Origin of the sequence: Bradyrhizobium sp. SZCCHNRI3052, assembly GCF_032484895.1 — a bacterium.
Taxonomy (GTDB): domain Bacteria; phylum Pseudomonadota; class Alphaproteobacteria; order Rhizobiales; family Xanthobacteraceae; genus Bradyrhizobium.
On the sequence record NZ_JAUETW010000016.1, the window covers coordinates 113,534 to 127,119 of the forward strand.

The following is a 13,586-nucleotide window of genomic DNA, read 5'->3' on the forward strand; positions in this document are numbered from 1 at the left end:
GCTACATTCCAATGGACGCAAAAAACACGGCGAAAAGACCATCGAGCACGATGACCAGGAAAATGGATTTCACCACGGATGTCGTAGTCTGTTGCCCCAGCGATTCGGCACTACCTTTCACACGAAGTCCCTCACTGCAGGCAACAATGCCGATCACCAGGGCCATGAACGGCGCCTTCAATATTCCCACTTCGAAGTGCGTCACCGAGATGGCATCGTGTAGCCGGGCGATGAAGATTGCCGGTCCCATGCCGCCATAGAGCTGGGCCACCAGCCCTCCTCCATACAGGCCAGCCATCGAGCCGATGAAGGCGAGAATTGGCAAGGTCAAGATCAACGCAACGATACGGGGCAGAATCAGCACCTCGACAGGATCAAGTCCCATCGTCACCAGCGCGTCGATCTCCTCGCGCATCTTCATCGATCCAAGCTCGGCCGTGTAGGCGCTTCCCGACCGCCCTGCCACCATGATCGCGACGATCAGAACGCCAAGCTCGCGCAGGACCAGAATTCCGACCATGTCGACGACGTAAGACTCGGCACCGAAACGTCGAAAATGGAAGATCCCCTGCTGGGCGATGATGGCGCCGATCAGGAATGTGATCAACACCACGATTGGAATGGCCTGCCACCCGATGCGGTACATCTGATAGACGAGGGAGGTCACGCGCAGAGATTGAGGCCGGCGCAGCGTGCGCAGCAGCGCAAAGAACAGCGCGGCCAACATGTCCAGAAACACCTTGATGTCCTGGGCGGCCCCCAGACTCGAACGACCGAGGTCGGTGAGTTTGGCGAGGATCGGGTTCAGTCTCGGTGCCGGCTCGACGACTCGTCGATTGACCTGCCGGACCTCCTCGACGAGGCCGATGTAGTTTTCTGCTACCCCGATCATCTCGACCCGACGATCGCCCGCAGCAGCCCGGCGGCCGAGCTTCTCAAGCAACCAAGCACCGACGGTATCGATTTCGCTGACGGCCCCAAGATCGAGCTTCACGGCGGTCGCGCTGTTGATGCTGTTGCCGACAGAGCTGGTCAAGCTCTCGAGCTCTGCCACGTTCAGGGACACCCATGATCCGCTCGGACGAAGCTCGAGCACATCCTCCGTCGTCGCCGCGGTCAGTCCCGGATGAGCACGCAATTGGATGTCTCCCTCAGTCGGCGTGCCGAGGCACACCCGTTCCTAAATCGCGCCGATCTGCCTCGCTTGATCTGCGTCAATCCCGTCAGCGCAACGGGTTGAGCGAAATCAAGCATCGTGCCGAGCTACGTTCTACAGTGATTTTGACGCAAGGACAAAACATGGCCATCGACCCGACGACCCTCCGGACCGAGCTGGAGAGCCTGACGCGAGAGCTAAGCCAGCTGTTGCGGGGCGCGGGTACGCCGCGTGACAACCGGACGCGCAACCAGCCGCCGGAATGCTCGCTGCAGCGATCGAGGCGCTAGACATGCGTCTAAGCGAGACAGACGTTCAGGTGGAACGAATGATCAGGGATCGTCCGATCGTGGCGACGGCTTCGGCCTTCGCCCTCGGGCTTGCCGTTGGCCTCCTGCTGCGGAGAACTTAAGTGGATACCGAAAATGTCGTTAAACATTTACGCCTTCTCTGGCGGACGGACCGGGTCATTGCCGACATCAGGCTTCGGCACTTGCTCGTCGGGCTTGGCCTCCGGGCCTTTGCGGCGCTGATCGCCGTCTTTGGCCTCCTGATGTTCGAGCTGGCGGCTTATCTTGCATTGGTCCAGGTCACCTCCGCGGTCGTGGCAGCCGCGGCACTCGGAGCCTGCAATATCGCGATTGCGGCGATCCTGCTGATCATCGCATCCCGTGCACCGTCCGGCCGGGAACTCGAACTAGCCAACGAGATTCACTCCTCGGCGATGGACTCGCTGCAATTGGAAGCACGAGCTTTGCAGTCCCGAATCTCGAGCGTGGTCAACCATCCGCTCAACAGCCTCATTCCGCTGCTCATCGTTCCCATTGCGACGATGATCATCAGAACTCTCCGCTCGCATGGCGCTTCCGAAGGCGAGGCGGCGAGTCCGCCGTCCAATGACGACCACCATCCGACCTGAACCGATGGACCGGGTGAGAGGACACCGAAGATCTGAGCTTAGAGCCTGAGTTTGACATTGCAAAGATCGCGCTCGGTTGGATCGGTTTTGACCTCGAAACCGAGATTCCTACACATCTCCAGCATGACGACATTCTCCTGCAGGACGTCGCCGGAGATCATCTTCAGGCCCTCCGACTTGGCGTATTCGATGATCAGCTGCATCAATGCCCAGCCGAGTCCGCGTCCCTTGAGATCCGACCGCAACAGGATCGCGTATTCCCCGCTCTCGTAGACCGAGTCGGAGTGAATCCTCACGACGCCGACCAGTTCGTTTGTCGCTTCATCGAGAGCCACAAAAGCCATCGCGCGCGCATAGTCGAGCTGCGTCAGGCGCGCGATGAACTCGTGCGTGAACTCCTTCATTGGAGCAAAGAATCGAAGACGCAGGTCTTCCGCAGTGACATGCTTGAGGAACTCATGAATGGTTGGCTCATCCTCGGGTCGGATCGGCCGCGCAAGGATCCGCCAGCCGTCCTTGACCTGGAGATGCCGTTCCCATTGGCTCGGATAGGGCCGAACGGCGAAATTCGACGGACCAGAGCCTTTGAATTTCGGCGGAACCCTGCCGACGGCGACGCGCGCATCGACGGCCATGACGCCGCTCTCGTCGGCGAGCAGCGGATTGATATCGAGTTCGCGAATCTCCGGAACGTCTGCTGCAAGCTGCGCAAGCTTGACCAGCACCAGTGCGACTGCATCGGGCTTGACCGCTGGGACATCACGATAGGCGCGCAGCAATCGTGAGACGCGCGTCCGCTCGATGAGGTTTCGCGCCAGATGGAGATCGAGCGGAGGCAGACCGAGCGCCTTGTCGTTGATGATCTCGACGGCGGTACCGCCCCTGCCGAACACGATCACGGTTCCAAAGGTCGGATCGTCGGCAATGCCCATGATCAGCTCCCTCGCCTTGGCGCGGACGATCATGGCTTGCACGATCACGCCGGAAATCCGTGCGTCGGGCCGAACGGCCTTCGCGCGGGCCATGATCTCGTTCGCGGCGTTACGCACGGCCTCGGCCGTAGTGAGATTGAGCACGACACCGCCGACGTCGGATTTGTGAATGATATCTCTCGACAAGATCTTGAGCACGACAGTTGTGCCTTGAGCGAACAACTGCTCCGCATATCCGACCGCCTCGTCGACCGAGGACGCAGCGAACGTCGGCACCATCGCAATATCATAGGCCTCCAGCAGGCGACTGATCTCGACCGGATCGAGCCAGGTCCGCCCGTCGGCGAGGGCTGTCGCTACAATTCTGCGGGCTGCCTCGACGTCGGGCGCAAAAGAGCTCGGCATGGCCGGCGGCACAGCGGCAAGCGATTCGACCACCTCCCGATGACGAACGAGATGCATGAAGCCGCGAACGGCATCATCCTCCGTTGGGTAGTTCGGAATTCCTGCCCCGCTCAAGGTCTCGATGACCGACTGCTCCGCACCGACCCATGCCGCCAGAACCGGCTTTGCCCAGCGCCGGTGCTGCTTTCGATAGGTACTGACGAACTCGGTGACAGCCGTGGCAATGGCGCTCGCGGATGCAATCGCGGTCTGAACGTTCATGACGAGAATTGCATCGTTGGCTCGATCGGCGAGCAGCGCCTCGAGCGCGAGCGTGTAGCGTGCAGCATCGGCATCGCCGACGATGTCGACCGGGTTGGATCCGGACCAGGTCGGCGGCAGGATGGCGTCGAGTTTGTCGTGGACGACCGGCGAGAGTGCGGCAGGCACGCCTCCGAGCTCGACCAGTCGATCCACCGCGAGCACGCCGATCCCGCCGCCGTTCGTGAGAATGGCGAGCCTCTTGCCCATGGGCGACTCCACCCGCCCCAGCGTTTCGGCGCAGTCGAACAACTCGCGCAGATCGGAGACCCGCAGAACGCCGGCCCGGCGAAAAGCCGCATCGTAGACGGCATCCGCTCCCGCCAGCGCGCCCGTATGTGTCGCGGCAGCTTGCGCACCGACGGCACCGCGGCCCGATTTCACGACCACAACCGGCTTGACCCTCGCCGCCGCTCGCGCCGCGGACATGAACTTTCGAGCGTCCTTGACGGCTTCGATGTAGAGCAGGATCGCGCGGGTCCCACCGTCCAGCGCGAAGTGGTCCAGAAGATCTGCGAGATCGACGTCCAACTGATCGCCGATCGAGACGATTCCAGAAAACCCAACACCGCGCTGAGCAGCCCAATCTACCATCCCCGCCGCGATAGCGCCGGACTGTGAAATGAGCGCCAGGCTGCCTGCAACCGGCATGTGCGCCGAAAAGCTCGCATTGAGCTTGATGGTCGGCATCATGATGCCGAGACAGTTCGGCCCAATGAGACGCATGCCGTATTTCTGCGCTGCCTTCTCTGCCTGATCGGCGAGGGACCCCTCTCCGTGCCCGAGACCCGAGGTAATGATCAGAGCCCCTGCCGTCCCTAACGCGCCTGCGCGATGAATGAGATCCGGGATCGAAGGGGGTGGCGTCGTGATCACCACAAGTTCCGGCACAAACGCCAATTCGGCGAGACTGCCAACGGCTGCGATGTTGGATATTTCCCGATAGCGGGAATTGACCAGGCCAAGCTTGCCCTCGAACCGCGCCTTGACGATATTGTCGAGAATGGCCTTCCCTACCGAGTTCGGTCGCGGACTCCCTCCGATCAGAGCGATGGAGCGAGGCAAAAGCAGGTTCCGCAATCGGTAGGTCGACATTTGCACGTCCAACATCAGTTGGTGAAAGGCGGGTGAATCCCGGAGATTGATCTTAGTTTCAATCCGCAGCGGGTCTAGCGCGACTTATCATCCCAGCATAGTGATGCAATACCGCTCCGTTCCCCGACCGTACCTGCCGGCTCTGCTCGGTAGGCCGCAGTATTCGAACCAAGTCCTTGACGAGCATCAAACGATTGCCGGGCTGATTATCTTATTACCCTGCAAATTCGTCCGAGAGGCTCTCCGATGCGAGCGATGGTTCTGCGAAAGCCCGGAGCGCCTCTGCAGCCCGAGACACTCGCGGACCCCGATCCTGGTCCCGGTGAGATCCGCGTCAAGGTCAGGGCATGCGGTGTGTGTCGCACTGACCTGCATGTGTTCGACGGTGAGCTTCCCGACATCCGGTATCCGATCATCCCCGGACACGAGATCGTCGGTCATGTCGATCAGATTGGTCCTGGTGTGACGACGCACAGGCTCGGCGAGCGGGTCGGAATTCCATGGCTGGGGCATACATGCGGCCACTGCACGTTCTGCGCACGTGGTATGGAAAATCTCTGCGACCAGCCGACGTTTACCGGCTATACGCGCGATGGCGGCTATGCGACCCACACCGTCGTCGACGCAAATTATGCGTTCCCGCTCGGAGGCCTGGAGGATGACATCGCCACCGCACCGCTGTTGTGCGCCGGCCTGATCGGCTGGCGATCCCTGGTCATGGCAGGGAAGGCCGAGAAGCTCGGCATCTACGGATTCGGCGCGGCCGGTCACATCGTTGCCCAGGTCGCCCGCTGGCAGGGGCGCCAGATCTACGCGTTCACCCGCGAGCACGACCAGGCTGCGCAGGATTTCGCGCGCCAACTTGGCGCCACATGGGCCGGAGCGGCGGGCCAGCGTCCCGATGTTGCTCTGGACGCGGCCATCATCTACGCGCCGGCTGGCGAGCTTGTTCCGGCCGCTCTGCGGGCTGTTCGGAAGGGCGGCCGGGTGGTCTGCGCAGGTATCCATATGAGCGACATTCCGACGTTCCCGTATTCCCTCCTCTGGGGAGAACGCCAGGTGGTGTCCGTCGCCAACCTGACGCGGCAAGACGGTCTCGATTTCCTGCGAGTCGCGCAGCAGGCTCAAATACGGACCCATACGACGCCCTATCCGCTATCCGACGCAAATGACGTTCTGGCCCGCCTGAGGCGGGGTGACGTCGTCGGCGCGGCGGTGCTCATCCCGGACTTTTGAATTGAACGTGGCAAGACCGCCCATGGCATCACCATCCGATCAGGAACTGGTCTTCTCCTTCCTGGGCAATACCGCCCGACATCCAGGTGTCCGCCGGATCGACACGCACGCGGCTTCCGTGTTTCTGATCGGCGACCGCGCTCTGAAGATCAAGCGCGCCGTTCGGCTGCCATTTCTGGACTATTCGACGCTCGATCGGCGCAAGGCCGCGTGCGTAAAGGAAATGGAGATCAATCACCCGTTTGCTCCGGACATCTATCTGCGTGTCGTCGCCATCACCAAGGCGCCAGACGGGTCATTCGATGTCGGTGGATCCGGCACTCCGGTCGAATATGCCGTCGAGATGCGTCGCTTCGATGACAGCCAGACGCTTGATCATCTTTCTCGCCGCCAGCAGTTGGACGTCGGATTGGGCGAGCGTCTGGCAGAGACGATCGCGGCGTCGCATGCAGTCGCCGTTCGGAGCTCCTCCAATCTGTGGACGGACTCCATTCCAATCTGGATCGACGCATTCGTCGCCAGCTTTCGGACAGTCTCGCGATTTGGCGAAACGGAGGTCGAAGAACTCCGCGTCCTTTGCCACTCGGCCTTCGCGCGGCTCCGCCCCCTGCTCGAGCAACGTGCAAAGGACGGGCACGTGAAACGCTGCCATGGCGACCTCCATCTGGCCAACATTGTCCTCATTGACGACAAGCCGGTGCTGTTCGACGCCATCGAGTTCGACGACCGAATAGCCACGATCGACGTCCTGTACGACCTCGCCTTTCCACTGATGGACCTCTTGCACTTCGCGCAGCCGGTCGCTGCAAGCCACCTCTTGAACCGCTACCTCTCGACCGCGGCGCCCGACCAGACCGGAGGATTGGCTGCTCTGCCTCTGTTCATGGCGATCCGGGCCGCCATCCGTGCACAAGTCTTTGTCGCAAGGTTCGACCGCCTTGATGCTGAACACTCGGACGCAGATCGCTCCACAACGATCGAGACCGCAGAGAGCTACTTTCAACTTGCGCGCAGCCTGATTCGGCCGGCGGAGCCGAGGATGATCGCGGTCGGAGGCCTGTCGGGAACGGGGAAATCTGCGCTCGCCCGGGCTCTCGCTCCTCTCTTGGTTCCTCCACCGGGAGCAATCGTGTTGCGCAGCGATGTGCTGCGCAAGCAACTGTCTGGCGTGAAGGAAACCGAACGCCTCCCAGCTGAGGCCTATACACCGGAATCGAGTGCACGAGTCTATCGAGAGTTGACGACGCGGGCCAGCCGCGTGCTCTCACAAGGTTTCACGGTGATCGTCGACGCCGTGTTTGCACGTTCGGATGAACGGCAGGATATCCATGATCTCGCGAAACGGCTGAAGGTGCCCTTTGCCGGCCTCTTCCTCGTTGCAGATTTGCGCAGCCGGCAGGAGCGGATTCACCATCGAGTCGCCGATGCGTCCGATGCAACGGTCGGGGTTGCCGAGGATCAGGAACACTACGATATCGGCGGTCTCGATTGGCTCCAGGTCGATGCGTCAGGCACGGCTGAGACGACATTGGACCGAAGCCTTTCATTGCTCCGGGCCAGCGCCTAAGCCCGACGGGATGGTGCTCCTTGGCCGCAACATGCGGCGATCACGTGTGCACGTAGTCGCCCGGCGCGTCTCCGAGATCATTCGAACGATCTGTCCCGAGTTGCGGCGGCGCGCCCGGCGCTCCCGACTGCTGTCCGAGCCATGCTGTCCAGGCCGGCCACCACGATCCCTCCAGCTTTGGAGAGCTGCTCTGCCACTCGTCCGGCCCGAGATAAGGAGCGTCGGCAGCCTTGGTCCGCATCTGATGGGAGCGCCCCTGCTCGCCCGGCGGCGACACGATGCCGGCATTGTGGCCGCCGCTCGCGAGCACGAAAGTGACGTCAGCATCAACCTCGTAATGGACCTTGTACGTCGATTTCCAAGGCGCAACGTGATCACGCAGCGTCCCGACGACGAACATCGGCGTGTGGATATCGGAGAGCGAAACAGGCTTCCCCTCGACCCGATACCGCCCCTCGGCGAGATCGTTGTTCAGGAAGAGCTTGCGCAGATATTCGGAGTGCATCCGATACGGCAGCCGCGTCGCATCTGCGTTCCATGCCATCAAGTCGCTCGGGTTTGCGCGCTCGCCGAGAAGATAGTCGCGCGAGACACGAGACCAGATCAGATCGTTGGAGCGCAGCAATTGAAATGCGCCCGCCATCTGGGTGGTATCGAGATATCCACGCTCCCACATCATGTCTTCGAGAAAGGCGACCTGGCTTTCATTGATGAAGAGCGTCAGCTCTCCCGCTTCCGTGAAATCGGTCTGGGCCGCAAACAGCGTGATTGTCTTCAGACGCTGGTCGCCATCCCGTGCCATGGCTGCCGCCGTGATCGAAAGAAGCGTTCCCCCGAGACAATAGCCTGCGGCATGGACCGGCGTATTCGGAATGATCGTTCCGATCATGTCCAGGGCAGCCATGACGCCCAGCGAGCGGTAGTCGTCAAACGCAAGATCCCGGTCTTCCGCTCCGGGGTTTCGCCAGGAGATCATGAAAACCGTAAAGCCCTGGTCGGTCAGGTATCGGACCAGCGAATTGTGCGGCGACAGATCCAGGATGTAATACTTCATGATCCAAGCCGGTACGATCAGGACCGGCTCTGGTCGCACCTTCTCGGTCGTCGGCATGTATTGAATCAGCTCAATCAACTGATTGCGAAGCACAACCTTGCCCGGTGCGGTCGCGACAGTCTTGCCGACGACGAACTCACCATTGCTCGATATCTTTCCCGGCTGCATCACCTGCATGATATCGGCGAGCCAGTTCTGCCAGCCGAAGATCAGGTTCTCGCCACCGCTTTGAAACGTCCTTTCCAGAACTTCCGGGTTGGTCGCTGCAAAGTTCGATGGCGCTAAAATGTCGAGCAGTTGACGAATTGAAAAGTCAACGACGGCTTCGTTGGCGGGGTCGACACCACGAATGCCGGTGGTCGCCTTGTGCCACCAATCTTCTCCGAGCAGGAACGCCTGGGCGAACAAGTTGAACGGTTGGGCCGTCCATTGCGGCTTGGAAAAGCGATGATCGTTGGCCTGCGGCCTGATCAGATCCCAAGGACCGCGATTGGGATCCGCAAAATGCAATGACCGTTCGGCAACCAGCTTCGCGCCGTTCCAGGCGTCTCGGACGATCTCGATTTGACGCTGAGGCGCAGCCGCCAGATGGCAAACCCAATCCAGATACGCCATCGACAGAGCAGCCGGCGATATCCCCGCGGTGAGTCGAGCCAGCATCGCGCTGAACGCCTTGTCCAGCTCGTGGTCCTCGCGCCGAAATGCCCCGGAGCCCGCGTCGGCTTCCTGACAGAGCGACCTTGCGTTCGATGCAGCGAGCCCCCCCGCCGGCTTCAAAGAGGTCTCTACGGAGACAACGGCCTTGCTCCGGTCGTTGTCGGTTGTTCTCTCACGCTCCCGCGCCTCGAGACGCGACACACCCGCACTCTTCAGTTTCGCCACCGTTGCCCCATAAGATTCACGCTGGCATCAATCAGGCGTTGCCCGTGCTTGAAGAGTCGATCGCAATCCCGCCTGACGAAATCAATCTGATGCCGTCCACATTCCTGAACCATCGCCTGGATTCCCGTCACGGAATGCACGCCAGCCAGCTTCGACACGAACTCGGCCAGCAGATGCGTCTCCGTGCGCGCGCGATCCAGCACTTCGTTGCTGGCAAACAGAACCTCCTCCATGACGATCTGCTGCGAACCAACTAGCAGCTCAAGTGCGTGCTTGTTGGAGAGAGCGACACGTTCGGACAGTTCGGCCGTTTCGTCGGCCAGGATCTTGGTCCCGGAGAACTCGGACATAGGCACCTCTCCTCGCGCTGGATCAGATTGCCTTATAGCTGCAATTCAATGCCAAGACCTTGAGCTGCGTCAATGACGGCGGCGGCATCTCCTTTGACCTGCGTCAATTCAAGACCGTCGCAGCGGGTTACTTTTTCTTAGCTTTTGACATTGGAGTTCGCCATGCGCGCCCATCAGATCATGACCCGTCCCGTCATCACTGTCACCCCTGACACTTCCATCGTGGATGCGGCAAATATCATGCTTCAACGGCACGTCAGCGGCCTTCCAGTGGTCGACCCCGGCGGGAAGCTGGTGGGCGTCGTCTCGGAAGGCGATTTCATTCGCCGAACGGAGATCGGCACTGGGCGAAAGCGCGGCCGCTGGCTGCGATTCATTCTCGGGCCCGGAAAGTCGGCCGCCGACTTCGTCCACGAGCATGGTCGCAAAGTGTCAGAGGTGATGACCAAGTCTCCCTTGACGATCACCGAAGACGCCGCGCTGGCTGAGATCGTGGAACTGATGGAAAAGAACCACGTGAAGCGGTTGCCCGTGGTCAAGGGAGACCGGGTGATCGGCATCGTGTCACGGGCGAACCTGCTGCAAGCGGTTGCCGCGCTCGGGCGGCAGGTTCCAGATCCAACGGCCGACGACGATCACATCCGCAACCGCGTGATCGACGCCCTCGAGAAGAACGACTGGTGCCCGTTCGGATTGTCCGTCATCGTCAAGGACGGTATCGTTCATCTGAGCGGCGTCATTACCGAAGAGCGGTCGCGGCAGGCGGCGATCGTTGCCACCGAGAACATCTCTGGCGTCAAGAAGGTGCATGATCATCTGTGCTGGGTCGACACCATGTCGGGCATGTATCTGAACTCACCGGAAGACGATGAGATGGCCAAAGCCGGCTGATGGCTGCTGAGGACGCTGCCGCTCTTCTTCCGTGTCCGGCACCAGTGACGATGCCTTAGGCTCCCGGATCGTTGCGTCCGAACGCCCCTACCTGACGCAGGGCTTCGATCTCCTGCTCGGTGTACCGAAGCCTGTCGCGCAGAATTGCGGCCGTATGCTCTCCCAGCCGCGGCGCCGCCGTGGGCTCGACGGTCGGTGTGAGCTTCATGGTGATTGCCGGCTCGACGTTGGGTATCGAGCCTGCCGTCGGGTGCGGAATACGACAGGTGCGGTCGCGCATCCGGACCTCGGCCGCGTTGAACGCCTGCTCGACCGTTCGAACGTGTCCAACCGGAACTCCAGCCTGGTTCATCCGAGATATCCAGACATCCATCCGTTCCGCGGCAAGGATGTCGGCGATGAGGCCGCGCAGTTGCGCACGGTTGACCCATCTCGCTCTTCGCGTGGCAAAGCGAGGATCGCTCAGGAGATCCGGACGACCAAGTACCTCCGTTGCCAACCGGCGGTAGAGTCGATCGTTGGCACATGCGATGTAGAGCGGGCCATCTGACGCTTCAAAGACGCCGACCGTCGGAGAGTCGTTCGGCGAATTGCCCGTTCGCGTGGGGTTCACGCCGCTCATCAAATACGCCATTCCGGAGAAGCCCGTCATCGCCAAGGCGATGTCGAACAGCGCCACTTCGACGTGCTGCCCGCGACCGAGCCGCTGCCGGGCGGCAAGTGCCAGCAGGATGGCATTGCAGGCGGACATGCCGGTGGCCAGATCAACGATCGGAGGACCGGTCCGCACCGGCGGACCGTCGGCGAAACCGTTGAGGGACATGAACCCGCTTTCCGCCTGGGTGATTGGATCGAACCCTGATCGCCACGCGAATGGACCTGAGCGTCCGTAGGCCGAGATCGAGCAATAGATCAGCCCGGGATTGGTGCTGGACAGCGTTTGATAGTCCAGCCCGAACCTCTCCATGACGGACGACGAGAAATTCTCCACGACGATGTCGGCCTTGGCGATCAGCGCACGAGCGACGTCTCTGGCCTGCGGTATCGTGAGATCCAACACCATGCCGCGCTTGTTCCGATTGAGGCTGAGGAACGCCGCGCTCTCTCCGCCGAGCTCGGCGTGCTCGTATGCGCGGGTATCGTCTCCCGTGAGCGGCTGCTCGATCTTGATCACCTCGGCGCCGAAATCGGCCAGCGTCTGTGTGCACGCCGGCCCTGCGACAACGCGCGTGAAGTCGATCACCAGCAGACCCGCCAGCGCGGTTGGCGCGTCAGGCGGCCGTGGCGCACGCTCTGGCAGGGTGACCTCGGCCGGCATCCCAGAGTCCTTCCCGCTGCTTTGATCGTCTGAAGCGATCTTCCGTTAACTGCCGGGCGCGGCTTGTCTCCAACGTCCGACAACGCATGGTTAGCTCAACGACAGCCGCAAAAAAAGGCCCGGGTCAGAGCTGTCGGACCGGCTCAATTCTGCTGCAGCGCAATGCAATCCGCATAAGGCGTCGGTCGACAGCTCACCGGCCGATCATCTTGCGCCAATAGAGCGAGTTCCCCCAGGCCCAGGGCCGGCCCGGTTGGAACAACACATATCCGCACCGAATGAAATTGTTCGCGGAGACGATGTTGCAGGTCGTGTCCGAAACGATGCAATCCAGGCCCGAGCGACGCGCGCGCAGTTCGATCGCACGCATCAGCCGCCGCTGCAGGCCGTAACCACAGCGCTCTTGGAGAACACCAACCCTCGAAAGATAGGCTATGCCTTTGCCGAGGGATGACGGCACCATTCCGGCAAAGGCGACGGGCCGTCCGAGCTCGGTCGATATCCACCATTGTCCGCTCTCGAAATCGGGCAGAGGCGCGCAATCGAGGAATGCGCGCGCATGGAGCTCCTTCAAGGTGTCGAGGACGTCAGGCTCGCAAGCGTCGACCTCCCTGATGCGGAAGCGGCGGCCTCGCCGTGAGATCCTGGCTGGCACGGCATCACCTTCCGAGCACGACTTTGATGCCGAGCCAGATCGCACCGATCAGACCGGTCGCGATGACCGTGATGACGGCCTTGAACGTATAGCTCTGAGCCTGCTCCACGCTCTTGCGCCAGCGCCGCAGGTGCTGGAAATCGGCTCTCAGCTCGGTGATCGTCTTCGACATGGTCAAGTCCGGTATCATGGATGGTGAATGCGAGGTTGGTGATCGTCACGAGATCGCATCGGCGGCTGCGATCATCACCAGGCCGATCAGGGCGAGCGCGATGAGATAGGCGGTCATCTTCCTCTCTCTCCTGGGCGAAGGAAAAGTGCGGCAGATCGCAGCCGAACGCGCGATCGTTTCAGGCGCGAACCCTATCCCTCGGCTCAAGCAAGGGACCGCTGCGGGCGGAGCGACGGTCGCCACGCCCACGCGCCGGCCCGTTCGCGCGGGCCAGCGAGTAACCGGATGTTCGAAGTTGTCTTCGCGCCGGCGCGGCGATGAATTGCCGGCGATCATGGTCGACAGCCGATGCCGGCCTGCGCTGCTCACGTCAAATGCCCGCGGACAACCCGGCATCAAATTTTCGGAAAATTCGATAATAACACTATGCCGGTGATTTGCCCGACGTGTCAAATTTGATCGAAATGCAGCAGTCAGGCCTTGCGATTTCGATAACCGCCGCTCCAAATCCGGTCCGAGCGAACAAAAAGCCCGCTGCCGAGTTCGCGGCGCGGGCTCTATGATTTCTTCGACGATGGCAAAATGCGCCTGATTTGCCCGACGTGTCAAGCGCAGATAGTTGCGCCGGCCGGCAACGCAACTTCAGCCCGTCGG

12 protein-coding genes are annotated in these 13,586 nt (G+C 61.3%); 4 read left to right on the forward strand and 8 right to left on the reverse strand.

Going from position 1 to position 13,586, the window contains the following annotated elements:
- Position 1: 1 nt before the first annotated feature.
- Positions 2 to 1,138 carry an ABC transporter permease gene (locus QW887_RS30865; protein ID WP_316169724.1) on the reverse strand — a complete coding sequence of 379 codons (1,137 nt, stop codon included), beginning with the start codon at positions 1,136 to 1,138 and terminating at the stop codon, positions 2 to 4.
- Between the two features lie 430 nt (positions 1,139 to 1,568).
- Here QW887_RS30865 and QW887_RS30870 point away from each other — a divergent pair, with 430 nt between their 5' ends.
- Complete coding sequence (locus QW887_RS30870) at positions 1,569 to 2,075, forward strand: phage holin family protein (RefSeq protein ID WP_315712946.1); 507 nt, start codon at positions 1,569 to 1,571, stop codon at positions 2,073 to 2,075.
- A 38-nt stretch (positions 2,076 to 2,113) separates the two neighbouring features.
- On the opposite strand, the gene QW887_RS30875 is transcribed toward QW887_RS30870, so the two are convergent.
- A complete protein-coding gene (locus QW887_RS30875) occupies positions 2,114 to 4,807 on the reverse strand; it encodes a bifunctional acetate--CoA ligase family protein/GNAT family N-acetyltransferase (protein ID WP_315712948.1) in 2,694 nt (897 codons plus the stop codon).
- 246 nt (positions 4,808 to 5,053) lie between these two features.
- On the opposite strand from QW887_RS30875, the gene QW887_RS30880 reads away from it, so the two are divergent.
- A complete protein-coding gene (locus QW887_RS30880) occupies positions 5,054 to 6,043 on the forward strand; it encodes a zinc-dependent alcohol dehydrogenase family protein (protein WP_315712949.1) in 990 nt (329 codons plus the stop codon).
- A 22-nt stretch (positions 6,044 to 6,065) separates the two neighbouring features.
- Positions 6,066 to 7,610 (forward strand): AAA family ATPase, encoded by a 1,545-nt coding sequence (locus tag QW887_RS30885; RefSeq protein ID WP_315712951.1) that lies wholly within the window; start codon positions 6,066 to 6,068, stop codon positions 7,608 to 7,610.
- Between the two features lie 40 nt (positions 7,611 to 7,650).
- Here QW887_RS30885 and QW887_RS30890 read toward each other — a convergent pair whose 3' ends face one another.
- Positions 7,651 to 9,324 (reverse strand): PHA/PHB synthase family protein, encoded by a 1,674-nt coding sequence (locus QW887_RS30890; protein WP_409977959.1) that lies wholly within the window; start codon positions 9,322 to 9,324, stop codon positions 7,651 to 7,653.
- 209 nt (positions 9,325 to 9,533) lie between these two features.
- Positions 9,534 to 9,896, reverse strand: coding sequence for a hypothetical protein (locus QW887_RS30895; protein WP_315712955.1), 363 nt, complete (start codon positions 9,894 to 9,896; stop codon positions 9,534 to 9,536).
- Between the two features lie 162 nt (positions 9,897 to 10,058).
- Here QW887_RS30895 and QW887_RS30900 point away from each other — a divergent pair, with 162 nt between their 5' ends.
- Positions 10,059 to 10,787, forward strand: coding sequence for a CBS domain-containing protein (locus QW887_RS30900; protein WP_315753506.1), 729 nt, complete (start codon positions 10,059 to 10,061; stop codon positions 10,785 to 10,787).
- A 55-nt stretch (positions 10,788 to 10,842) separates the two neighbouring features.
- Here QW887_RS30900 and QW887_RS30905 read toward each other — a convergent pair whose 3' ends face one another.
- The 4 genes from QW887_RS30905 to QW887_RS30920 form a co-directional block, all read right to left on the reverse strand.
- Positions 10,843 to 12,105, reverse strand: a complete 1,263-nt coding sequence (locus QW887_RS30905) for a CoA transferase (protein ID WP_315712958.1) — start codon at positions 12,103 to 12,105, stop codon at positions 10,843 to 10,845.
- A gap of 193 nt (positions 12,106 to 12,298) precedes the next feature.
- Positions 12,299 to 12,760, reverse strand: a complete 462-nt coding sequence (locus tag QW887_RS30910; RefSeq protein ID WP_316195800.1) for a GNAT family N-acetyltransferase — start codon at positions 12,758 to 12,760, stop codon at positions 12,299 to 12,301.
- A gap of 4 nt (positions 12,761 to 12,764) precedes the next feature.
- Complete coding sequence (locus QW887_RS30915; protein ID WP_315753630.1) at positions 12,765 to 12,932, reverse strand: hypothetical protein; 168 nt, start codon at positions 12,930 to 12,932, stop codon at positions 12,765 to 12,767.
- A gap of 45 nt (positions 12,933 to 12,977) precedes the next feature.
- A complete protein-coding gene (locus QW887_RS30920) occupies positions 12,978 to 13,541 on the reverse strand; it encodes a hypothetical protein (protein ID WP_316186991.1) in 564 nt (187 codons plus the stop codon).
- Positions 13,542 to 13,586 lie beyond the last annotated feature (45 nt).

Excerpts from the sequence above, each read along its gene's own strand:
- QW887_RS30875 (WP_315712948.1), bottom strand. The coding sequence starts at position 4,807 with ATGTCGACCTACCGATTGCGGAACCTGCTTTTGCCTCGCTCCATCGCT.
- QW887_RS30880 (WP_315712949.1), top strand. The coding sequence starts at position 5,054 with ATGCGAGCGATGGTTCTGCGAAAGCCCGGAGCGCCTCTGCAGCCCGAG.
- QW887_RS30885 (WP_315712951.1), top strand. The coding sequence starts at position 6,066 with ATGGCATCACCATCCGATCAGGAACTGGTCTTCTCCTTCCTGGGCAAT.
- QW887_RS30890 (WP_409977959.1), bottom strand. The coding sequence starts at position 9,324 with ATGCTGGCTCGACTCACCGCGGGGATATCGCCGGCTGCTCTGTCGATG.
- QW887_RS30895 (WP_315712955.1), bottom strand. The coding sequence starts at position 9,896 with ATGTCCGAGTTCTCCGGGACCAAGATCCTGGCCGACGAAACGGCCGAA.
- QW887_RS30900 (WP_315753506.1), top strand. The coding sequence starts at position 10,059 with ATGCGCGCCCATCAGATCATGACCCGTCCCGTCATCACTGTCACCCCT.
- QW887_RS30905 (WP_315712958.1), bottom strand. The coding sequence starts at position 12,105 with ATGCCGGCCGAGGTCACCCTGCCAGAGCGTGCGCCACGGCCGCCTGAC.
- QW887_RS30915 (WP_315753630.1), bottom strand. The coding sequence starts at position 12,932 with ATGTCGAAGACGATCACCGAGCTGAGAGCCGATTTCCAGCACCTGCGG.